The organism is Flavobacterium faecale (genome assembly GCF_003076455.1).
In the GTDB taxonomy this organism is placed as follows: domain Bacteria; phylum Bacteroidota; class Bacteroidia; order Flavobacteriales; family Flavobacteriaceae; genus Flavobacterium; species Flavobacterium faecale.
In genome coordinates this window covers 998778-1022412 of the sequence record NZ_CP020918.1, presented here as the reverse complement: position 1 = coordinate 1022412, position 23635 = coordinate 998778, and the positions used below count along the sequence as shown (strand labels likewise).

The window sequence follows — 23635 nt, the reverse complement described above, 5'->3', positions numbered from 1 at the left end:
GTTAAGATTGAGGCAAATTGACGGACATTTTTTTTTCGAATAATAAGATTGTCATTTTTAAATTTTTTCGAAAATATAAATAGTAAGTACTTTCTATTTTTCGAATTAAAAAATATTGAATCGTTTAAGAATTGTTTTATTTTCTATGTTATGGTTTTATTTAAAAAACGTTTTACAACAATGAATTGTTCCATTTATATTTGAGAAAGGCTTTACAAGCCAAACGGAAATACTTAGGTTCAGGTTTTATTTGTTAAATCATTGTTTATTCTATGGCATATACTTGCTTTGAAGGCTTTTAAATGCTATCTTTATGTCAAATCTAAAAAATAACAACATTATGTCTAATAATTCAGGAAAAACAATTTTAGCACTAGCTGCAGGTGCTGCCATAGGAGCAGGAGTAGGAATCTTATTTGCTCCAGACAAAGGATCAAAAACAAGAGTTAAAATCAAAGATGGTTACAAGGATGCAGAAAAAGATCTAAAGAAAAAATTTGATAAACTTTCTGAGGAAGTTAAAACAAAAATTTCAAGTAAAAAAGTAGACCTAGAAGGAAGTTACGAAGATTTACTTTCGAACATGAGCTACAAAACTGAAGATGTAATTTCATTTCTTGAAATTAAATTATCAGAATTGAAGGATAAAAATGCAAAGCTTCAAAAATAAATTGAAGTTTTAAAAAATTAAAAAAACATTATATGGCTTTTGAAGAGTTAAAAGATAATGCAGAATATATAAAAGGGCAGGCCAAAAATTACGCGGATCACAGTGTAGCTTTTTATAAGCTTAAGGTTTTCAAGATAATTATGAGATCAAGTATTTCTATTATGAAATTTACTTTGGTGGCCATTTCATTTTTGATGTTTATGTTTTTTGGATCTTTAGGTCTAGCCTTTGTATTGAGTACGTATCTTGATAGCTATGCCTTAGGTTTTACGGCTGTAGCTGGATTGTATGTATTGGTTACATTGCTATTGTTTGCATTTAAAAGAAGATTAATCGAAGGACCATTGTTAAGAAAATGTTCTTCGTTGTTTTTTAATAGTTAAATTATGGAGAAGAAAATATATAGTTCATTCGAACAAATAGAAGCAGATCTTGAAATTCTAGATATTGAGAAGCAAATTAATTATCAAAAGATTATTTTAGGAGTTCAGAAGACGAAACAACAGTTTACACCATCAGGAATCACAAGAAATATTTTTGATGGCTTTACGGGAGCGTTTACGGGCTCATATAGCAATTATTACAAGTTAGCAGTTCCATTGATTATAAAATGGATGATGAACAAAAAAAGAAGCCAATAGGCTTCTTTTTTTATGGAGTAGGGTGCGCTAATCATTAATCTTCTTGTTCTTCATCCGTTGGTGGTTCAAGATATTCTGGAGTTTTATAATCATCTTCTTCTTTTCTTTTTTTCTTGTTACCCTTTTTCATCATTTCACCAACTTGGTTTGAAGCGCTAAAAGAGGCTACCATGTTGTTGAGCATTTCGCTTCCTGCTTGAGGCGAGTTAGGCAATAAGATCAAGTTTGAGTTGCTATCGGCACCAATTGCTTGTAATGTGTCATAGTGTTGTGTTACAACTATCAAAGCTGATGCTTCTTGAGAATTGATACCAACTCTGTTCAACACATCAACACTTTCGACTAAACCTCTAGCAATTTCTCTCCTTTGGTCAGCAATACCTTGTCCTTGCAATCTTTTACTTTCTGCTTCTGCTTTGGCTTTGGCAACGATTCTAATTCGTGATGCTTCTGCTTCAAATTCTGCTACTGTTTTTTCTCTATCGGCAGCATTGATTCTGTTCATTGCATTTTTAACTTGAATGTCTGGATCAATATCCGTAACCAATGTATTTATGATAGTATAACCATAAGTGGTCATAGCTTCGTTTAATTCTCTTTTTACAGCAATTGCGATATCGTCTTTTCGTTCAAAGACATCATCCAATTTTAATTTAGGAACCTCGGCGCGCACAACGTCAAAAACGTAGGAGGTAATTTGATCGTGTGGATATTCTAATTTATAAAAAGCATCATAAACTGTTTCTTTGACAACCATAAATTGAACAGACACTTTTAGTTTCACAAATACGTTGTCTTTTGTTTTGGTTTCGATAATAACATCCAATTGTTGGATTTTTAAATTCACTCGTCCTGCAACGCGATCAATAACCGGAATTTTTAATTGTAGTCCTGATTGTCTAATGCTTTGAAATTTACCGAATCGTTCGATAATTACGGCTGTTTGTTGCCTCACAGTGAAGAAGGAGGAGAAGAGTACAAATAATGCAATAACTAATAATATAACTAATGTAGTGCCCATTTTTTGTTTTTTATGGTTGATAATTCTTCTAAATTACTAAAAATACTTTAGGTTTGCGTTGTTAGATTATTATAATTCCAATTAGGTATGAAAAAATCAATTTTTAATGCTTTCCTACTAATGATTACTATTGGTAGTTATGCACAATATGGTTATAGAGATTCAAATCGAATTGGGATAACGGTGGGTGTGAACCAATCTACGGTGAACACAAACAATTTCAAAACCATGCCTGAGTTAGGTTGGAATGGGGGTTTGTCTATCCGTGGCAATTTCTACAACAATTGGGATATGGTATACAGTATTCAGTTTAGCGAAAGCGCCTTTTCTGTGGCCACTAAAAAGATCGGAATTATTGACGAAAATGTTAAATACAAAATGCCAGGTGCGCAATTGTCTTTGCAAGCTAGCTATGTCATTCTAGAAAATCATCTAAGTGTTGAGTTTGGACCGATTATACAAGCCAATGGAAAATTAAGCCTCAATGCCAATCAAGAAAATAATCTAATAACGGGTACGACCTTGTTAGCAAAAGATATTGTTGACATTTCAAAAATCAATTTTTATCCCACAATTGGTGTAACAGCAGGAGGGAAGCACATCCGTTTTAGAGCTGCCTATCAATATGGATTAACAAATATTTTTAGTAATCTTAATTCGAATACAACTGTTAGTAACTTCAAAGGCAACGTGAGTATGTGGAACGGAAATATGATTATATATTTTTAAAGCATTCATTTACGTGTAATAAAAAAAGGGATCCTATCGTAATGTGATAGGATCCCTTTTTTTATAGTATGGCAATATTACACTTTAGTAATCGCTGTATTGATTCTTGCAATCGTTTCTTCTTTTCCAATTACTTCTACGATATCAAATAGGTGAGGACCTTTGAGAGCACCAACCAAACTTAATCGGAAAGGTTGCATAACTTTACCCATTCCAATTTCATTAGTGGTCATCCATTCTTTTACGATGGTTTCAATATTCACAGATGTAAAATCTTCGATAGCTGCCAAAATAGTAATCAATTGTTGCATCAAGGCTGGTGTTTCTTCTTTCCAGTTTTTGCTAGCTTTAGCATCGTATTCAGACGGTGCCACAAAAAAGAAATCACTCATTTCCCAAAACTCAGATACAAAATGTGCACGCTCTTTGATCAAAGAAACAATTTTCGTTATTTTTTCGATCGAAGGAGTAAATCCATTTTCTGCCAAAATAGGAGCGTAGTCGGCTGCAAGTTTTTCATCATCCGCTTGTACTAAATATTGGTGGTTGAACCATTTATTTTTTTCAGGATCAAATTTTGCACCTGCTTTATGTACACGTTTCAAATCAAATGCTGCAACCAATTCTTCAAGTGAATATAGTTCTTTATCTGTACCATCATTCCATCCCAATAGCGCCAAGAAGTTAACAACAGCTTCTGGGAAAAATCCTTTTTCTCTATATCCTGACGATTGTGTCATGCTTGAAGCGTCTGTCCATTCCAATGGGAAAACAGGAAATCCTAGTTTATCGCCATCTCTTTTTGATAATTTTCCGTTACCAACTGGTTTTAGAATTAATGGTAAATGGGCAAATTCTGGTGCATCCCAACCAAAAGCTCTGTACAATAACACGTGAAGTGGCATAGACGGTAACCATTCCTCACCGCGTATTACATGTGATGTTTCCATCAAGTGGTCATCAACAATGTTTGCCAAATGATAGGTTGGCATACCGTCACTCTTAAATAAAACTTTATCATCAAGTAAGTTTGTATCAAATTTTACTTCACCACGAATGATGTCCTCTAAATGCAAGGTTTCGTTTACCGGAGTTTTAAAACGAATAACATAAGCAGCACCTGCTGCTATACGTGCCTTAGTTTCTTCTGTTGATAAAACCAATGATGTATCTAATTTTTCTCTATTATGGTGGTTGTAGATAAAGGTTTTGCCTTGCTCTTCATGTTGTTTTCTATGTGCGTCAAGTGATTCTGCAGTATCAAAAGCGTAATAAGCCCATCCTGATTGAATTAACTGATCTGCGTATTGTTGGTACAAATGCTTTCTTTCGCTTTGTTTATAAGGTCCAAACTTTTCATTTTTCCCAATAGTTTCATCAGGTGTAATTCCTAACCATTCAAGTGCTTCCATGATATATTCTTCGGCACCTGGTACAAAACGGTTTTGATCGGTATCTTCAATTCTTAAAAAGAAAGTACCACCGTTTTTCTTTGCAAATAAATAATTAAATAGTGCGGTTCTTACGCCGCCAATATGTAATGGTCCTGTTGGACTTGGTGCAAATCGCACTCTAACTTGCTTTGACATTTGTTTAAATTTTGTGCAAAGATACGATTTCAATTAGTTAAACGGATTAATTCAATTTTTGTTTATCGCTATTGCTTTGAAAAATAGCTGTTTCTTAACATTTCTAATACCGTTTAAATTATTACTTTTATTGGTTACAAACTTTAGACCCTTATTATCTTGGAGGCATCACATTTCATATATCAAAAGTTAGAAGCTTTTATTCGAAAATTCTACACCAATGAACTCATTCGTGGTAGTTTACTTTTTGTAGGCTTAGGGTTGCTATACTTGATATTTACGCTTTTTGTGGAGTACTTCTTGTGGTTGGGTCCGGCTGCTAGAACGCTATTGTTTTGGATATTTGTTTTTGTAGAAGGGTTTTTATTGTTACGTTTCATTTTATTTCCGCTTTTCAAACTTTTTAAATTGCAAAAAGGAATAGATTATAAAACAGCCTCAGTAATTATTGGTGATCATTTTGCAGAGGTAAAAGATCAATTGACAAATTTTTTGCAACTTGCTGATGGTGCAATGTCCAATTCTGATTCAGAGTTAGTGGTAGCATCTATTCAGCAAAAAGCAAATGTATTGCAACCAATTCCGTTTGGTAATGCTATTAATTTTAATTCGAATAAGAAGTTTTTACCTCTAGCATTGGTTCCAGTGGTAATATTTGGAGTCTTTTATTTTTCTGGAAATAATGAAATCTTTTCTCAAAGTCTAAATAGGGTAGTGCACTACAATCAAAAATTCAGTCCACCGGCACCTTTCGAATTTGTCGTTTTGAATAAGAACATGGTTACGGAACAATCAAAAGATTTTGTATTTCAAGTTAAAACAGTTGGTAATGTAGTTCCCGAGAATGCGAGTATTCATATCGGTGACGAAAGTTATTTTTTAGAATCCATTAAGTCAGGTATTTTTCAATATACTTTGAGCAAACCTACCAACTCTGTTTTGTTTCACGTGGAGGCCAACGGGATCAGTTCTCCTGATTATGTTGTGAAAGTTGTTCAAGTACCGGCCATCTCTAATTTTGTTATGCAATTAAATTTCCCCTCTTATCTTAACAGGCAACCCGAAATTATTGAGGGTTCAGGTAATGCTATCCTGCCTGAAGGTACACGTGTAAGTTGGAAGTTAAGTACTATAGCCACCCAAAAAGTAGATTTCGTAGAAGATAATAAAGCTTCTGTTTTCAATAAAACGGATAATTCCTTTAATTTTAGCAAAATAATCAGTCAAAGTACAGAATATCAAATTATTACTTCTAATAATGCGATTAAAAACTTTGAAAATTTGCATTATCAACTTCAAACCGTCAAAGATCAGTTTCCTTCTATCAATGTAGGCGTTGCTCCTGATAGTTTGAAGATGAAGCAGCAATATGTTTTGGGTCAAATTGCAGATGATATTGGTTTGCATAAATTAGAAGTCGTGTATTATGTACACGGGCAAGAACGCACTGCCAAACGTGGAACAATTGCATTGAAAGGAAAAACAGTAGATCAATTTGTATTTGCTTTTCCGGCAAACCTGCCTGTACAAAAAGGGGTGGACTATGATTACTATTTTGAAGTGTATGACAATGATATTTTACATCATTTTAAAAGTTCTAAATCTACAGTTTTTTCTAATCGAATAGCAACTGATGTAGAAAAAGCAGATCAAGATTTACTAGAGCAATCTCAAAATATTGATGGTTTGCAAAAGTCATTGAAAGAGCAGACGAAACAATTTTCCGTAATGGATAAGTTGCAACAATTGGGTAAAGAGAAAAATAATTTTGATTTTAAAGAACAGCAAAACGTAAATGATTTTATTCAACGTCAAAAGAAGCAAGATAAGTTGATGAAACAATTTACTGATAAGATGAAGGAGAATCTAGATCAAACTAATCCTAAACAAAAAGATGAATTTAAGGAGGAATTGCAAAAACGTTTAGAAGAAACTAAAAAAGATTTAGATAAAAACGAAAAGCTTTTGAAAGAACTAAAAGAATTAAATGAGAAAATAAAAAATGATGACTTATTACAGAAGTTAGATAAGTTCAAACAAAACAGTAAAAATCAAACCAAGAGTTTAGAGCAATTGGTGGAGCTAACTAAGAAGTATTATGTAGAGAAAAAAGCGGAACAACTAGCTGAAAAATTAAATTCACTTGCGGACAAACAAGATAAGTTGGCGGAAGATGCTAGTAAGGATGCATCGACTAAGCAAGATAAAATCAAAGAGGAATTCAACAAAATTAAAGAGGATTTAAAATCCTTGGATAAAGAAAATAAAGAATTAAAATCTAGTTTGGACCTCCCAAAAGAGGAGGAGTTAGAAAAGAGTATTGCTGATGATATGGACAAAGCCAAGGAGGAATTGGATAATAACAATACTGCTAAGGCTAAGCCAAAACAAAAATCGGCTGCTCAGAAAATTAAATCACTTTCTCAAAAAAGGAAACAAAGTGTAGGAGATAGTGAGAAAGAACAGTTGGAGGAAGATGTGAAAATGCTACGTCAAGTGTTGGATAATTTGCTTGCCTTCTCCAATTCTGAGGAAGATTTAATGCGCCAATTTCGAACTGTGAATTCAGGTGCTCCATCATTAAATCGTAATATTAAGTTACAGCAAAATTTGAAGGTGCAGTTTAAACATGTTGATGATAGTTTGTTTGCTATGTCCTTACGTAATCCAAAAATAGCAGAGCAAATCACTAAGGAAGTAGGAGCTGTGCAGTACAATATGGATAAATCGCTGGATAGTTTTACTAACTCTCAAATTTCTAAGGGAGTTTCATATCAACACTACGCTATCACTTCCGCCAATGTGTTGGGTGATTTTCTAAGCGAAATTCTATCTAATATGCAAATGTCACTATCTGGTAAAGCTGGAGGTAAACCCAAACCAGGTCAAGGTGAAGGGATGGGGATGCAGTTAGCCGATATAATTAAAAAGCAAAAAGGTTTAGGGGACAAGATGAAAGATGGTATGAAATCGGGTAGTGAATCTGGTAAAGGTAAAGACGGAAAGGAAGGAAAAGCGGGTGAAGCTGGCAGTGGGAAAGATGGACAATCTGGTGAAGACGGCGAAGGAAATGCAAAAGAGATAATGGAGATTTATAAAGAACAACGAGAACTGCGTGAATCGTTAGAAAACGAATTAAATAAAAAGGGTTTAGGCAATCGTGGTAACAGTGCTCTTGATCAAATGAAGCAAATCGAAAAACAATTATTAAACAAGGGATTTAATAATGAAGTATTGCAAAGGATCTTAAATGTTAAGCAAGAATTATTGAAATTGGAGACGGCTATTCAAGAGCAAAACCAAGATAATAAACGTCAGTCTGAATCAGGTAAAAAGGAGTTTCAAAATCGTTCTAATGCGCTACCAAATGAGCTACTAGAATATTTGAACAGTATTGAAATTTTAAACAGACAATCGTTACCTTTGCGCTCTAATTTTGAACAGAAAGTTCAAGAATATTTTAATAAAAGATGATTAGTTTTAATTACGAAAAGGAATTTGTTTTAGAAAACGAAGAAGCATATGAGACTTGGTTGTCTGCTGTTATAGTTTCTGAAAGTAAAAAAGAAGGTGAAATCAATTATATATTTTGTGATGACGAGTACTTGCACAAGATAAACTTGGAGTACCTCAATCACGATACGCTTACAGATATTATTAGCTTTGATTATTCGATGGGTAATGAATTACATGGAGATGTATATGTATCGATTGAACGTGTAATTGATAATGCTAAAGACTTTGAGGTTTCTTTTGATGAAGAATTGAAGCGTGTGTTGGTTCATGGTATTTTACATTACTGCGGGTACAAAGACAAAGGTGAGAAAGACGAGGCTTTAATGCGTTCAAAGGAAGAAGAAAAAATGAAGATGTTCCACGTGAAACATTAGTCATTAAGGAATAGAGATTTCTTGATTTAAAATTCGTAGAAGGATATTTGTTGCGATGTTCCACGTGGAACGTTTATATATATTTTTAATCCTAAATCAAAAAATCATTAATCCCTAATCCAGTGTTTCACGTGGAACAATATAAATAGATTTAAGAATATGGATGTAATCCTTATTCCTGAATCCTAAATCAAAAATAAAAAAAATGTTTCAAGAAGAATATGATGTAATTGTAGTTGGTGCCGGTCACGCTGGTTCAGAGGCGGCAGCGGCAGCTGCAAATTTGGGTTCGAAAACCTTGCTTGTGACCATGAGTTTGCAGAACATCGCACAGATGTCTTGCAACCCTGCGATGGGTGGAATTGCCAAAGGACAGATCGTTCGGGAGATCGATGCGTTGGGTGGGTATTCTGGAATCGTGTCTGACAAGACTGCTATTCAGTTCAAGATGTTGAACAAATCAAAAGGTCCAGCAATGTGGTCTCCGAGAGTTCAATCAGACCGAATGCGTTTTGCAGAAGAGTGGAGAATGATGTTGGAAGGAACACCAAATTTAGATTTTTACCAGGAAATGGTAAAAGGTTTGATTATCGAAAATGGTCAAATCAAAGGAATCAAAACTTCGCTTGGAGTCGAGATTCGATCCAAATCGGTGGTTTTGACCAATGGTACTTTTTTGAATGGTTTGATTCATATTGGAGAAAAACAATTTGGAGGAGGTCGAGCAGGGGAGAGTGCAGCTTACGGAATTACCGAAGATTTGGTGAATGCTGGTTTTGAAGCTGGCCGAATGAAGACAGGAACGCCTCCGCGTGTGGATGGTCGCTCGTTGGATTTTTCGAAAATGAACGAAGAAAAAGGAGATGCGAAACCAGATAAATTTTCGTATTCCGATGAAACCTCACCTTTGATTCATCAAAGGTCTTGTCATATGACGTACACTTCTTTGGAGGTGCACGACATATTGAGAGAAGGTTTTGATCGTTCGCCAATGTTCAACGGTCGAATCAAAAGTTTAGGACCAAGATATTGTCCTTCGATTGAAGATAAAATAAATCGTTTTGCTGATAAAGAACGTCACCAATTGTTTATCGAACCGGAAGGGTGGAAAACTTGTGAGTATTATGTAAATGGTTTTTCAACTTCCTTGCCAGAAGATATTCAGTTCAAAGCATTGCGCTCTGTTGTCGGTTTTGAGAATGTGAAGTTCTTTCGTCCAGGATACGCAATCGAATACGATTACTTTCCTCCAACACAATTAAAGCATACACTCGAAACTAAATTGGTTTCTGGTTTGTATTTTGCTGGACAAATTAATGGAACAACAGGATATGAAGAAGCAGCTTCTCAAGGATTGATGGCGGGTATCAATGCGCATTTAAAAGTGCATGAAAAAGCGCCGTTGATTTTGAAACGTGATGAAGCTTATATCGGTGTTTTGATCGATGATTTGATTACCAAAGGAACGGAAGAGCCATACAGAATGTTTACTTCACGTGCGGAATACAGAACACTTTTGCGACAAGATAATGCCGATTTCAGATTGACACCAATGTCAAATGCAATTGGTTTAGCATCCGAAGCTCGTTTGCGTCGCATGGAACATAAGTTCAACGAATCGGAAAAAATGGTTAATTTTTTCAAAGATACAAGTGTATCGGTAGGAGAGGCCAATCCAATTTTAATCGAAAAAGAAACTGCTACGATTTCGCAAGGAGATAAAATGTTTAAGATTTTCTCACGACCTCAAATTGATTTATCAGATATGAAGAAGTTTGATAAAGTGAAAGAGTACATTGAAAATAATGATGTCGACCAAGAAATTTTGGAGCAAGCAAAGATTCAAGTAAAGTATTCAGGTTATATTGAAAAGGAACGAAACAATGCCGATAAGCTAACTCGTTTGGAAGATGTCAAAATTCCGGAAGACTTTGATTATACCAAAATTAAATCAATGTCTATCGAAGCTAAACAAAAATTGGGTAAAATAAAGCCAGTAACCATTTCGCAAGCCTCACGTATAAGTGGAGTATCGCCAAGTGATATTTCTGTTTTGTTAGTGTATATGGGAAGGTGATTTCAGTCTCAGTCTTCGGTCTCAGTCTCAGTTTTGAATCTCAGTCTCCTTTAGTCTCAGTCTTCGGTTTCAGTCTTCGGTTTCAGTCTTCAGTCTCAGTCTTCAGTCTCAGTCTTCAGTCTCAGTCTTCGGTCTCAGTCTTCGGTCTCAGTCTTCGGTCTCAGTCTCAGTTTTGAGTATTAGGCTTCAATTATTGAGTTTACTTTGTAATTAGTTTAAATGTTTCGAATGTGTAAGCTTATGCTGGAAGCAGAGGGTTTTAATATTACACTCAGATGATATACTGATACTGGATACTGTGCCTGACAACTGCAACTGTAACTGAATACTGCGACTGACAACTGCGACTGACAACTGCGACTGACAACTGCGACTGAATACTGAATACTGCAAAAGAATACTGCAAAAGAATACCAAACATTGTTCCACGTGAAACTACGGCCGTAAGTCCTGCTATCACTACCAAAAGAGTTTTTATAAATTAATTAAACTGTGAAGTTCGATTTTCAATCTAAATATAATGAAGACTGAAAACCGAGACTGAATACTAAACTAAAAAATGAATATTTCAAATAAAAAACATTTTCTTACTGTAAAAGACCATTCGGTTTCCAAAGAGGTTTTTGATCTTTATCACGACGAGTCTTTGGATATGCTCGTTACTCATCCGCAACCGAGTTTAGAGGTTCTTGGTAAATATTATGAGAGTGAAGATTATATTTCGCATACTGATAACAAAAGATCACTATTCGAGAAAGCATATCATTTTGTAAAAGGAATTGCTTTAAAAAACAAACTGAATCTAATTAATGAGTTGCAGCCTTCAAAAGGGAGTATTCTTGATATTGGTTCAGGTACTGGTGATTTCTTGAACGTGACCAAAGAGAACGGATGGAAAGCAATAGGAGTAGAGCCAAGTGATAGAGCCAAGAACATAGCATTATCAAAAGGAATTGAATTTGTAAATGCAACTTTAGAACTGCAAGATCATTCTTTTGACGTGATTACGATGTGGCATGTTTTGGAACACGTTCCTGATTTGGATTTTCAGGTTAAGGAATTGAAACGTTTATTAAAACCTTCGGGCTCTTTGATTATTGCAGTTCCGAATTTTAAATCATTCGATGCAAGACATTACAAAGAATTTTGGGCTGCTTATGATGTGCCGATTCACTTTTGGCATTTTTCTAAAAAAGCAATTCAGAAACTTTTCGAAAAAGAGGGGATGGAACTTAAAAAAGTACTACCCATGAAATTTGATTCTTTTTACGTTAGTTTACTTTCTGAAAAATACAAAACAGGGAAAATGAATTTCGTTAAAGCATTTTTTATCGGTTTGCAATCCAATGCCAAGGCAAAGCGCGATATGGAGTACTCATCACATACTTATGTGCTGAAAAACAAGTAAAAATCATTTTAAGTAGGTTTTACGGCTCGATTTATTGCGGAAAGGTGCATTATGTATCGAATTTTTCGAAAATCGCTTAAATCGAAGCTATAAAAGTCATTTTTTATAGCTTTAAATGATGTTTTTATTAACAATGATAAAGAAATCTAATAGTGCGAAAAGGAGACTATTTTCAAACATTTTTAGGTTTCAAACAAATTTTTTATATTTTTGTTCCAATCACAACAATTACAAAAAACCAAAATGAAAGTATCAACTCAAGAATTAAAAAATAGTAATACAAAAAAAATGAATAAAAAAGTTTTAATAATTGCTGCAATGGCAATTTCGATTATATCATGTCAAAAGCAAGCTGAAGTGAAAGAAGTGAAAACTGCTTATGTTGATACTTCAGAATTGATGAAAGAATACACAGAGGCAAAAGACCTTGAAGCAAAATACAAAGCACAGTCAGAAGAAAAAGGAAGACAGTTGGAAGCTGAAATTAATCGTTTCAAACAAGATGCTGCCAACTTTCAAAAACAAGCACAAGCAAACGGTCAAGAGTGGGCACAGAAAAAAGCAGCTGAATTGCAAAAAAGAGAACAACAGTTGGGTTATGCGCAACAAGCTTTGTCTCAACAATTGCAACAGGCTAGTGGTGCAGAGATGGATACACTTGTTACGGGTGTGAAAAAATTCATCAAAGACTATGGTAAAAAGAACGGTTACGCATACATCTACGGTACAGGTGATGTAGCATCTGTATTGTACGCAGAAGATAAATTTGATATCACAAAAACGATCATCAAAGAATTGAATGACAAATATGCTTCTAAAGACAAAAAAGAAGAAAAAGTAGAAGAAGAAACTAAAAAGTAATTCTTTTCGAAAACAATATAAAAGACCTTCATTCTGAGCCAGAATGGAGGTTTTTTTATGTCAAGTTGTGCAGAAAGTTATTAAGGTTGTAAATATTAAAGTTTTAGCATGCAGATTTCACAGATTGTAGCTAATCAAAAACTGAAAAAATCTGCTAAATGTGTTAAATCTGCGTGAAAAGGGGGCGGTATACATCTTAAGTTAATGACATTAAAATTGGATGCAGTCGAGATTCTTTTTTTTTTGATTTTGTAATTATGATTATAAATATAAAAATTATGGCACGCAGATTTCACAGATTTTAGCCGATAGTAAAGTGAAAAAATCTGCTAAATCTGCGTGAAAAGAAGACACTATACATTGTAACTTAATGACATTAAAATTGGATGCAGTCAAGATTCTTTTTTCAATTCTTTTCTACATGTTTTTTATACCCAAAAAAACGTAAATTTACTACCTCAATTTTATCTATACGCCATGCAAACCCTAACCGAAGCCGCAACTTATACCTTGCAATTTATTAACCAAACCCAACGGTCTATTTTCTTGACCGGAAAAGCAGGGACAGGGAAAACGACACTACTGCGTCAAATCATTGAATCTACCCACAAAAATACCGTTGTGGTCGCACCTACGGGTATTGCGGCGCTTAATGCGGGTGGGGTAACCATTCACTCCATGTTTCAATTGCCATTTGGTGGTTTTATTCCGGCGTTCAATGTGCCTTCGCAGTTCAATGAACGTACCAAATTTGAGTCAAAAGATACCTTGCGACGTCATTTCAAGATGAACGCAACCAAAAAAGCCGTGATTCACAACATGGAATTGCTCGTGATAGACGAGGTGAGTATGTTGCGTGCCGATTTATTGGATGCTATAGATTTTATGATGCAAACCGTACGCAAAAAATCGACACCTTTTGGCGGAGTACAAGTCTTATATATTGGAGATTTGCTGCAATTGCCACCCGTGATTCGTGACGAGGAGTGGAGTACTTTGCGTCAATATTACCGAGGCAAATTCTTTTTCCATTCCCATGCCGTACAGCAAAGTCCGCCCTTGTATATTGAGTTATCCAAGATTTTCCGTCAAAGCGATGACAAATTTATATCCGTACTCAACAATTTACGAAACAATACCATTACCGCTGCAGATGTGCAGGCGTTAAACCAATACGTGCAACCCAATTTTGATCTAAAAGCAAACAAAGGGTATATCACGCTGACCACCCACAATGCCAAAGCCGATACGATGAATGCCCAAGCCTTGGCTGATTTGGAGGGAAGTTTGGTTAGCTACAAACCTGATATTGCCGATGACTTTCCAGAAAAAATGTATCCGCTTGAAAAAGAATTGGGTCTAAAATTGGGCGCACAAGTCATGTTTGTCAAAAATGATTTATCTGCAGACAAACATTATTTCAACGGAAAAATGGGAGTAATCAAATCCCTTTCGACCAAAGAAGTGCGAGTACATTTTCCCGAAGAAAATAAAACCATCGAAGTAGACAAATACGAGTGGCAAAACATTCGATACACTGTTGATCCGTTGACCAAAGAGATTCAAGAAGAGATTTTGGGGACTTTTGTACAATATCCACTCAAGTTGGCTTGGGCGATTACGGTACACAAAAGCCAAGGACTAACATTTGATAAAGCTGCGATCGATGTTTCACAAGTTTTTATGCCTGGGCAAGCCTATGTGGCATTATCGCGTTTGCGCTCGTTAGAAGGGCTTATTTTGCTTTCTCCGCTGCGTATGAACGGCATTTCCAATGACGAAGAAGTCATGGAATACGCCCAAAACAAAGCCACAGACGAGACTTTAAAAAATTCGCTCCATTTCGAAACCAAAAATTTCATTCATAACTACCTCATAAACAGTTTTGATTGGCAAGAATTGGCGCAAGAATGGCGCACTCACAAATACAGTTACAATGAAGATCCCGAAGCGCCAGCCAAATCGGCGCATGCGGTATGGGCCAACAAATATTTTGTAATGATGGACGGGCTGTATGTATCAGCTCAGAAGTTCATTGTACAGCTCAACAACATTTTCAGGCAAGAAACCGTCGACTTACTTCACGTTTCACAACGTATCGAAGCCGCTTTTAATTATTTCCTGCCCGCTCTGGACGAATTGGTTTTCGAAATCCTTTGGAAAATCGAAGAAGTAAAACGCTTGCAAAAAGCCAAAACCCGCTACGAAGAACTCAAAGTGCTAGAAGATTTTCAGTCCAAATCGGTATTGCTATTGATGAAAGCCAAGTTGTTAATCGAAACCGTAGTTGCCGGCGAGAGCATCTCCAAAGAAAAACTAACTTCCAGCGACATCAGGAATTATTTGTCTCGAAAAACCAACGCCATTCAAAACCAGTTCAAAGAAACCCATGTAACTTTGATTGAAGACGAAGCCGATGTAGATCGTTATGCCGCCAAACAAAAAACCGACAAAAAAGGACCTAAAAAATCCACCGTAGACGAAACTTTCGAACTCTGGCAAGCCAAAAATTCAATTGCCGAAATCGCTATTTTGCGAAAATTAACCGATCAAACTATTGAGAGCCATTTGGTCAAATTAATTCAAGCCAAAAGAGTCGCCATCACAGACATACTACCCGCCAATAAAATCACAGAATTAACAGCCGCTTTCCAATTCTACCAAGAAGAATCCCTGAATCCAATGAAAGAAAAAATGGGTGACAAATTCAGTTGGGAAGAATTGAAAATGTTCAAGGCGAGTTTGAATTAACTGCTTTTTTTGGAGCGGAAATAATAGCTTTTTCAGGAAGTATAGTTCCCGCTTTCCGCTACAATCTTTTATGGTTCCTTTCGTCACCATAAAAGGATTCATCCCGACACTTCGGGGCAATCGGGGCTAGGAAGGGAGTATGGTTTCCTTATTTGCTATTTTTTATCAGTTGAGAAGTATTGAAAAGGTCTAAGGCCAGTATGTGTTAGATTTTTGTAAGAAAAAAATAATATATTTGGAGAAAGTAACAAAACGAAATGATACATTCGTAAAGCTACCTAATTTTGGGTGTATAGATGAAGGTTTGTTTCGTCTATATACACGGTAGTGGCAACCCTAAAAAAAAAATGCTAAAGTCAATAATATAATTAAATGGAAATAATAACATTAGAATCTGCATTTGAAATAGCAAGAAATGAATTCAAGAAATTTATTTCGGAAAATTCAATAAAATATAAAAAAAATGATTTTTCAGAGAAAGGCGCATTTTATTTAGAATGTTCACACAATGAAGAAAAACACAAAACTATAGATAATATTAATATATCTTTTAGGGAAGATGATGAAAGAAGAAAACTTAATTTACCGAAAAATTTAAGTGAATATCACAAACAAGGTGGCGGAAAGGAATTAGAAAGAAAAATAATTGCAATAAATCCTGAAGCGTGGAAATGTAGTATTTATTCACAGTTAGAAAATTTTAAAAAATTTGAATATGGTATAGAATTAAATGAGTCAAATTTTACAGTTATAGAAATAAACAAGTTATTTAAAAATTATTTGCTTTAAAACAATTTACAGATCAAACTTAGTTATATAACAAAGGTAGCCCATAACAGCTAAAATTTCGTCGGTTTTGAAAAGCCAATATTCGAGCTATAGCGAACATACGTACTAATGAAACCGCGGTTGAGCCATGCGGCTATCGCTAAGGATACGCTCACCGCTCTACTTCCGCCACTATGGGGATATCGATAAACAAGTTTAGTCCCCGACGCTTCGGGATTAAGAGGACAAAGCGTCCTCTTTTTTTTTGAGCCTTAAATTAGGCTGGTTTTTGCACGTTTTCTTGAACATCAATGCATAAGTTCCTTGCTTATATATTCATAATCAAGTGTAACTATTTACATTCGATCAAAATTTCAACGTTTTAAACCACTTTGTAACCACAAAATAGTAGCTGAAAAAATTAGATACCAGCAATAGATAATCACGAATGCTTACCAGCTGTTTTGGTATAGTCGGAGTTTAGGGAATTACTGTTGCGCATCACGTTTTCGTTAACCTGGAAACTTAGTGATTACAATCTTGTATCCATCTAAAGTGATAAGTAAGCAAAAGCTTAAAATGATATTTCGCTACATAAGTAACTTCTTAAAAAAAGGAAGTAGTTGACCGTTTAAGTAAGATTTATAACTATATTTGTAAACTATTTAAAATAAAATTAAAATTTATAATTATGAAAAAAACATTACTTAGCAGTTTAATTATTTTATTATGTAGTATAAGTTCTTATTCTCAGAGTGTTAGAATAACAGGACTAGTTGTAGGTAATTGTCCAACGGGATCAACAGCACCACAAGTAATTGAGTTATATGTTGACGGTACCGTTGATGTAACAAACTTAAAAATACAATATCAATTTGCATCTGCAGATTTTTGGGTTATTAACAACAATATTGGAGTTGGAGAATATACAGATACATTTCTTTATTTAGTTAACGATATTACAGCTTTTGATAATAATTTTCCAGGGATTAGAACAGCTTCAAATACAACTTTTGGTTCATTAATATCTAGTGTAGAAGGTGGCGAAAAAATAAGATTAGTTGATTCTTCAAAAAGTGACCAAGTTATAGATATTTATGGTATTGATGGACAAAATGGAGAGTTAAAAACTTGGAATTTTAAAAATTCATATGTCAAAAGAAACAATAACGTTAGCCCTAATTCTACTTTCATTGAATCTGAATGGACAATAAAACCTAAAAACACATTGCTTTTCAAAGGTGTATGTTGGACGGAACCAGCATTAAATACAATCATAGGGTTGCAATCATATACATTATCAACCAATGAATATAATTTAACTCAAGCTGGAATTAAAGTTTTCCCTAACCCATCTAATGATTTTATTGAAATAATTGGATTAAACGAAATAGAGAATTACGAAATATACAATACTTTAGGTCAAGTAGTAAAAAGTGGAATTGTTCTCGAAAATAATAAAATTGAGATTCATAATCTTACTAGTGGAATATATTTCTTAAAATTCAAAAACGGAAATACTATTAAATTTATAAAGGCATAAAGAAAAAATAACCTTTGTAAACAATGTAGACAAAAAAATAGCAGTTCAGTGCAAACTATAAAGTTTGGTACTGTTCTGCTATTTTCTGTTTTAATTCAACTATAACACCCACCGCTGAGAACTATAGCTACTATTGCCTCAATAATAAAAATAGTTCCTACGAAAAGCTCCGCAAATGTCTCCTGACTTTGCGGAATTTTTATATGTAATAGTTTGTATATTTATCAAAATAGAATGGATCATTTTTTAATGATATAAATCAATTGTTTTGACCCCTATAAAACAAGAGTATTATTCTAAATTTCGATTATTAATTATGCGGTTAATTTTTCCAATAAAATTAGATCTTTATCTTGGTTCCATTTTTCCATTGGTGTAATACGTCCTAATAGCCCATGCAGCCTATTATTGTTATAGAAAATCACATACCTTTTTAATATCTGTTCAATTTCTCCAAAAGTTCTATAATCAACCCTTTGGAACACTTCTTTTTTTAGGATTCCATGATAAGCTTCAATATGTGCATTTTCTTCAGGTGTGGCTACATGTGTAAATTCCTGCTGAACACCTATTATACCTAGGTATTCACGAACACTTTTGGCAATAAATTGACTACCATTATCACTTCTAATAACAACGTTTTCAGGGTATTGGTATTCTAAAAATAAATCAGAAAGGAATGTTATTACTTTGTTCTGTTTTATTGAAAAAGAGAAGTAATCTTTTAAAATTCTACGGGTATGAACGTCTATGATTGATAGTAAGTAGGCATTTTTACCTACACTAGGAATCCAAACCATCTTAATATCCATTTCTATACACTGAAACGGCCTAACAGTAATAACCTTTCTATATTTTACAAACTTACGCCCAGAACCACTCCTGTTTATCCTATTTTCGAGTTTTAACAAGCCTTCTTCTTTCATAATTCGGTAAAGCTTTTTGTGATTAATCTTATATCCATCTCGATGTAAGTAAGAAGTCATTAAGCGGTATCCGCAGTCTATAAACTCATGGCTTAAAATCTCTTTAACCGATGCTATAACAGTTTCTTGACTCACCATTCCCTTGAACTTATTATAAGTAAAGACACTAGGCTTATTACCTTTTTTGCCAAGACTTGGCCTTCGGTAATAGCTGCTTTGATTCATACCTAACATACAAATGACTTTGCTTTTACTGATTTTATGTTTGCTACAGATACTATCAACTAAATCTTTCTTGGATCGGACGTCCCAAACTTTTTTTTTAAAAGTTCACGTCCAATTTCTAGTTCAATTTCTTTATTAGCTAATAATTTACGTAGAATTCTGTTCTCTTCCTCTGCTTGCTTTAACTCTTTGCTACGATCGTCATAAGTAACTTTTAAGCCTGCCTCTCCTTGTTTTTCATGCTTCTTCTTCCAACTATACAAACTTCCTGTACTAACACTGTATTTACGACAGGTTTCTACAACGCCTAAATCTTCGCAAGAAGATAAAATTTCCAACTTCTCTTCTAAACTCCATTTCTTGTATTTCATATCTCAAATGTACTATTTGAAATTTAGAATATCACTCTGAACTTATAAGGGGCTAAAATATCAATTACCATTACGAATTAGGGTTTATAAAAAAAATAAAGACTAAGAATCATGGATTTATTTAAAGTTAAGGACGAAATTTTGGCAGCATTCGGGAACATGAGAGCAATGGAGCGCCTGCATATTGATACCAATACCGAAGAAAAAATCAAAAACATTTCGGGAACTAAAATTGCAGAATCAACAGAAGGTCAGTTTTGGGTCAGTTTTCAAGAATTGAATGGCTTTTTGCTCCTGAATGCAATAATTTTGGGGCATTCCGATTTAAAAACTTTTGACGGAATCAAATTACTGTTGCTAACAGCAGAATATGAAATAGAAATAGAGTCGGATGATAAAGAAATAGTATCTAATTTTTCAAATATCTCCAGTACCTGGATAACCAAAGTAAGTTTTATTATTGATCATAAAAAAAGAGAAATAATAGAAAACGGTAATGTTGATGCAGTTGAATATTATTTCAAAAATAAGGTAACCAAGTTATATAAAATTTAAATAGTAGTTATAGATGAAAAACACAGTACTGATGTTTTGCTTTTTACTTTCGTTTATAGCAAAGGGCCAACCAGAAACCCTTTATTCCAAAGCATTTGGAAGCAGAGAAGACAAAGCAGTTATTTTTATTCACGGAGGACCAAGCGGAAACGCAACGCTTTTTGAGTTTACCACGGCCCAAAACCTTGCCGAAAAAGGATTTTACGTCATAGTTTATGATAGAAGAGGAGAAGGTCGGTCGGGTGATCCTACGGCCACCTATACGTATGAGGAGAGCAGAAAAGATTTAGTTTCCATCTACAAAAAGCACAAAATTGAAAAAGCCGCCCTTATTGCACACAGTTTTGGTGGTTTGGTAGCTACACTTTTCGCCGAAAAGCAACCCAAAATGGTAAGCTGTTTAATTCTCGCAGGAGGTTTGTTTGATCAACAAGCAACTTACGATAACATTATTAAATCGGTTAGCAAAATCTATCAGAGTAATAGAGATACTTTAAAATTAGAAGAAATAGCAGTTTTAAAAAACACAGACAAAAATTCGGCAGCATACAGAAAAAAATGCTTTGACCTAGCGTATGAAAACGACTTCTTTGAGATGCCTAATCCCACTAAAAAGGCTGAAGATTTGCGACAAACCTATCAAAATGAAGTGTTGGATAATAATATAAGAAATCAAAATGCTCCAATCCTATTTTATCAAAACGAAGCTCTCAAAAACATCAAAACAAAAGCGATATTAAAAAAATTAAGAACTCAAATCAAAGTGTGCGGCATTTACGGAAAGCAGGATAGCATTTTTGGCCAGGCACAAATGAAGAAAATGAGCAGAATCGTTGGTAGCAAACAATTTGTATTGTTAGATAATTGCTCACATTATTTGTTTGTTGATCAGCAGGAAGCTTTTTTAAAGAGTATTGTTGATTGGTTATAAAGCGATCAGATGTGCATCCGTTGCAATTTTTAGATATTTTTCCCATTAAATTTAAGTAGGTAACAATTTCAGTTCGGAAGAATTGACAATGTTCAATGCAAGTTGGAATTAGCTGCTTTTTTTGGAGCGGAAATAATAGCTTTTTCAGGAAGTATGGTTCCCGCTTTCCGTTACAATCTTTTATGGTTCCTTTCGTCACCACAAAAGGATTTTCACTTTAATCGGGGCTAGGAGGGGGGTATGGTTTCCTTATTTGCTATTTTTTATCAGTTGACTTAAATATACAACTTTTCTTTCGCTTACATTAATTGTTTACTTATATTTGGGGAAATAAACGGAAGTTTTTTCACAGACTGACGTTAGCTGTAATTTACCACTCAAACTAAAAGATGACCGAAATAGTATTTATAAATGCACTGTTTACAGCCGACAATATCATTAAAACACTATCAATTATTGGTGGATTTTTAGGTATCGTGTCATTTATGGATAATTACTTAATTCGATTTAAACCTACAATTTTTGTTGGAACAAAAGTCGTTTCAGAAACAGAAAACACCGAAAAGGGAGAAACTTTCTTAAGTTCTATAATATGTAATATTGAAATAGCTAATCATCGAAAAAGGTATGGAATAATTAATGATTTTGCAGTAAGAATATATAGAAATGACCAAATTAATTCTAAAAAAACAATTTTTTATTCCTCAGAATTTATAGATACAATACCTCAAAAAATCCAAAGTATAGACAATCAAGAAAGAATAATTTTCAACTCTATCAACATTCTTCCTAACTCTAATAAATCAGTAACATTAATACTATCTGACCAAATATTACAATCAAAATTTGATTTTTATGACGCAAACACGTACTATCTTGAATTTTACTATCAGTTAAATCCTAAATCAAAATGGATATTTATAGATAAGCTTTATCTATATAACAAACGTGATGAAATAATTCCAAAAAAAGATAAATACACATTATTCACAGCAATAAATTACGACAAATCAAGGGAAAGTATTGAAAATAATTTATTGACTCCAAGTACAACTTTATATAAAAGTGCAACTAGAAAACATCTTGTAGATATTTTAAAAAAACACAAATTAAATTATGTTTTAACTCCTATAAACATTTTAAGAGATTTAATCATATTTATACCATACTATTTAATAATGTTTGCAAACAGAATAAATGATAATTATATCAAAATACCATTAATTCTTAAATATGTTAAAAACAAAAGACCATTTAAAATAAAAATTGGTTCTCCTGAATTAAGACCTAGGACTGAAAAAGATTTTCAAAAAATAATATTTGAATTAAATAAAAATATTACGAAAATAAATTTACATTTAGAAACAGAAAAAAACATTAAGCTCAAGGAACTTGATAAAGAACGATTCTTAATTTTTAGAGATAAAACAACTATCGAGGTTTTCATTTCTGGAGATACTAGTATTGTAGCGAAAAGTCAATATATAAACTACAGATTAAATTTAAAGTTAGGAATTTGGAATAAAAATCATTGGTTTTTAGAAAATTCTGGTTTCACTCAGTTAGATTCTTTTTCAGTCAAAATAATTGATTATTTAATATTACATTCGACATAAAAAAAACTACAGCCAACACCATATAAACTTTATTGCTGGTTTTAGCTCACTTGGGAAATTCCTCCGGAATTTCGCCGTTCATGTTTTATTTATTAAATTCACTGCTTAAACAACTCAACAAAGCTTATACAACAACGTTAGTGGCTAGCTTAAAAAAAAAGTGAAAAAATTACAAGAAATGACTAAAGAATTAGAGATTACTTTATAACGATACGACCTACAAAAACCACCAACAGATTGGGATACAAATTTCTTAAATATCGAATACATAACTGAACAACACGGACACAAGAATAAAGCAAACTTTTTTTTACTGACTCAAAAAAAATTGCAATTAATTTAGGTATTAATGCTTCTGGAAAAAATATTAGAACAGAATTTAATTTAACTTCTACGCAAACGAAAACATTGAAATTAATAGACTTTAGCTCTAAAGACAATATTTTTCAAATGCTTCTATTATTAAAAAATATGAATTTAGACGTTTTAATTCCTGAATTTAAAACATATGAAAATAAAAAGGTTTTAAGACGTTAAAAAAAAATTTAACTAAATATAAATTTCAACAAATCAAATAACTCCAATAAAAATGAAAATACCTCATATAATTGCAATTTTTATATTTTTCCCGCTAAGTAATAGTATTAACGCACAAACTAGTCGTTATGAAAAACCTATTCCAGCTAATGTTCAGTCTAACTTTGTGCCACTATCTACCAATGATTTAAACATGATGAGAGCAGCTATAAATAGAAGACAAGCTTTATATGACAGTAATAAAAAGAAAGTAGATGACCTAATTGATTGGGTATTTGAATTAAGAAGCAAAAAAACTAATGATTCATTTCGAAGCAAAATGGAAATGTATTATAAAAAATTAAGAGCATTTGATGGAGGAGATTTTTCTTTGAAAGCTGATAATATTAGAGAAATAGAGTTATCAATTAAAGAGGCTGTTTTAGATTATAATAATAGTTATGATTAAATGCAGACATATAATTTTGCAGACTAACTTATCGACTATAAAATGTCATCACAAGCTTATACAATTGTTTTCCTGCTT

The 23635-nt window shown here is 33.6% G+C and carries 20 protein-coding genes; 16 read left to right on the top strand and 4 right to left on the bottom strand.

Going from position 1 to position 23635, the window contains the following annotated elements; translation table 11 throughout:
• The first annotated feature begins 340 nt into the window (after positions 1–340).
• Genes FFWV33_RS04480 through FFWV33_RS04470 form a run of 3 tightly spaced genes read left to right on the top strand, consistent with a single transcriptional unit; the run spans position 341 to position 1311 of the window.
• Entirely contained in the window at positions 341–670 is a 330-nt protein-coding gene (locus FFWV33_RS04480) for a YtxH domain-containing protein (protein WP_108742452.1), read from the top strand.
• 32 nt (positions 671–702) lie between these two features.
• Positions 703–1053: a competence protein gene (locus tag FFWV33_RS04475; protein WP_108739804.1), complete on the top strand. Its 351-nt coding sequence runs from the start codon at positions 703–705 to the stop codon at positions 1051–1053.
• 3 nt (positions 1054–1056) lie between these two features.
• Positions 1057–1311, top strand: coding sequence for a DUF6327 family protein (locus FFWV33_RS04470; RefSeq protein WP_108739803.1), 255 nt, complete (start codon positions 1057–1059; stop codon positions 1309–1311).
• 34 nt (positions 1312–1345) lie between these two features.
• On the opposite strand, the gene FFWV33_RS04465 is transcribed toward FFWV33_RS04470, so the two are convergent.
• Entirely contained in the window at positions 1346–2332 is a 987-nt protein-coding gene (locus tag FFWV33_RS04465; protein ID WP_108739802.1) for an SPFH domain-containing protein, read from the bottom strand.
• 87 nt (positions 2333–2419) lie between these two features.
• Between FFWV33_RS04465 and FFWV33_RS04460 the strand changes: the two genes are divergently transcribed.
• Positions 2420–3061: an outer membrane beta-barrel protein gene (locus FFWV33_RS04460; RefSeq protein WP_108739801.1), complete on the top strand. Its 642-nt coding sequence runs from the start codon at positions 2420–2422 to the stop codon at positions 3059–3061.
• Positions 3062–3138: 77 nt separating this feature from the next.
• Here the strand turns inward: FFWV33_RS04460 and gltX are convergent, their stop codons facing one another.
• A complete protein-coding gene (gltX, locus tag FFWV33_RS04455; RefSeq protein WP_108739800.1) occupies positions 3139–4650 on the bottom strand; it encodes a glutamate--tRNA ligase in 1512 nt (503 codons plus the stop codon).
• Positions 4651–4809: 159 nt separating this feature from the next.
• On the opposite strand from gltX, the gene FFWV33_RS04450 reads away from it, so the two are divergent.
• The 8 genes from FFWV33_RS04450 to FFWV33_RS04415 all read left to right on the top strand — a co-directional run bounded on the left by FFWV33_RS04450 (position 4810) and on the right by FFWV33_RS04415 (position 17948).
• Entirely contained in the window at positions 4810–8124 is a 3315-nt protein-coding gene (locus FFWV33_RS04450; RefSeq protein WP_108739799.1) for a hypothetical protein, read from the top strand.
• Entirely contained in the window at positions 8121–8540 is a 420-nt protein-coding gene (gene ybeY, locus FFWV33_RS04445; RefSeq protein ID WP_108739798.1) for an rRNA maturation RNase YbeY, read from the top strand. Before FFWV33_RS04450 ends, ybeY begins: the two co-directional genes overlap by 4 nt.
• A gap of 205 nt (positions 8541–8745) precedes the next feature.
• Entirely contained in the window at positions 8746–10617 is a 1872-nt protein-coding gene (gene mnmG / locus FFWV33_RS04440) for a tRNA uridine-5-carboxymethylaminomethyl(34) synthesis enzyme MnmG (protein ID WP_108739797.1), read from the top strand.
• A 559-nt stretch (positions 10618–11176) separates the two neighbouring features.
• Entirely contained in the window at positions 11177–12025 is an 849-nt protein-coding gene (locus FFWV33_RS04435; protein WP_108739796.1) for a class I SAM-dependent methyltransferase, read from the top strand.
• 243 nt (positions 12026–12268) lie between these two features.
• The gene (locus FFWV33_RS04430) at positions 12269–12886 is read left to right on the top strand and encodes an OmpH/Skp family outer membrane protein (RefSeq protein WP_245891654.1); all 618 of its coding nucleotides are present in this window, start codon (positions 12269–12271) and stop codon (positions 12884–12886) included.
• 477 nt (positions 12887–13363) lie between these two features.
• Positions 13364–15637: a helix-turn-helix domain-containing protein gene (locus FFWV33_RS04425; protein ID WP_108739795.1), complete on the top strand. Its 2274-nt coding sequence runs from the start codon at positions 13364–13366 to the stop codon at positions 15635–15637.
• A 372-nt stretch (positions 15638–16009) separates the two neighbouring features.
• A complete protein-coding gene (locus FFWV33_RS04420; protein ID WP_108739794.1) occupies positions 16010–16426 on the top strand; it encodes a hypothetical protein in 417 nt (138 codons plus the stop codon).
• 670 nt (positions 16427–17096) lie between these two features.
• Positions 17097–17948 carry a T9SS type A sorting domain-containing protein gene (locus tag FFWV33_RS04415; protein WP_108739793.1) on the top strand — a complete coding sequence of 284 codons (852 nt, stop codon included), beginning with the start codon at positions 17097–17099 and terminating at the stop codon, positions 17946–17948.
• 314 nt (positions 17949–18262) lie between these two features.
• Here the strand turns inward: FFWV33_RS04415 and FFWV33_RS04410 are convergent, their stop codons facing one another.
• Both FFWV33_RS04410 and FFWV33_RS04405 read right to left on the bottom strand, forming a co-directional pair.
• On the bottom strand, positions 18263–19108 hold the full coding sequence (locus FFWV33_RS04410) for an IS3 family transposase (RefSeq protein WP_245891521.1): 846 nt from the start codon (positions 19106–19108) through the stop codon (positions 18263–18265).
• Positions 19109–19158: 50 nt separating this feature from the next.
• Entirely contained in the window at positions 19159–19470 is a 312-nt protein-coding gene (locus FFWV33_RS04405; RefSeq protein ID WP_108739487.1) for a transposase, read from the bottom strand.
• Between the two features lie 111 nt (positions 19471–19581).
• Between FFWV33_RS04405 and FFWV33_RS04400 the strand changes: the two genes are divergently transcribed.
• The 4 genes from FFWV33_RS04400 (at position 19582) to FFWV33_RS04385 (ending at position 23557) form a co-directional block, all read left to right on the top strand.
• Positions 19582–20025, top strand: a complete 444-nt coding sequence (locus FFWV33_RS04400) for a hypothetical protein (protein WP_108739792.1) — start codon at positions 19582–19584, stop codon at positions 20023–20025.
• A 13-nt stretch (positions 20026–20038) separates the two neighbouring features.
• On the top strand, positions 20039–20956 hold the full coding sequence (locus FFWV33_RS04395; RefSeq protein WP_108739791.1) for an alpha/beta fold hydrolase: 918 nt from the start codon (positions 20039–20041) through the stop codon (positions 20954–20956).
• A gap of 389 nt (positions 20957–21345) precedes the next feature.
• Positions 21346–22572 (top strand): hypothetical protein, encoded by a 1227-nt coding sequence (locus FFWV33_RS04390; RefSeq protein ID WP_108739790.1) that lies wholly within the window; start codon positions 21346–21348, stop codon positions 22570–22572.
• Between the two features lie 589 nt (positions 22573–23161).
• A complete protein-coding gene (locus tag FFWV33_RS04385; protein WP_108739789.1) occupies positions 23162–23557 on the top strand; it encodes a hypothetical protein in 396 nt (131 codons plus the stop codon).
• The last annotated feature ends 78 nt before the right edge of the window (positions 23558–23635 follow it).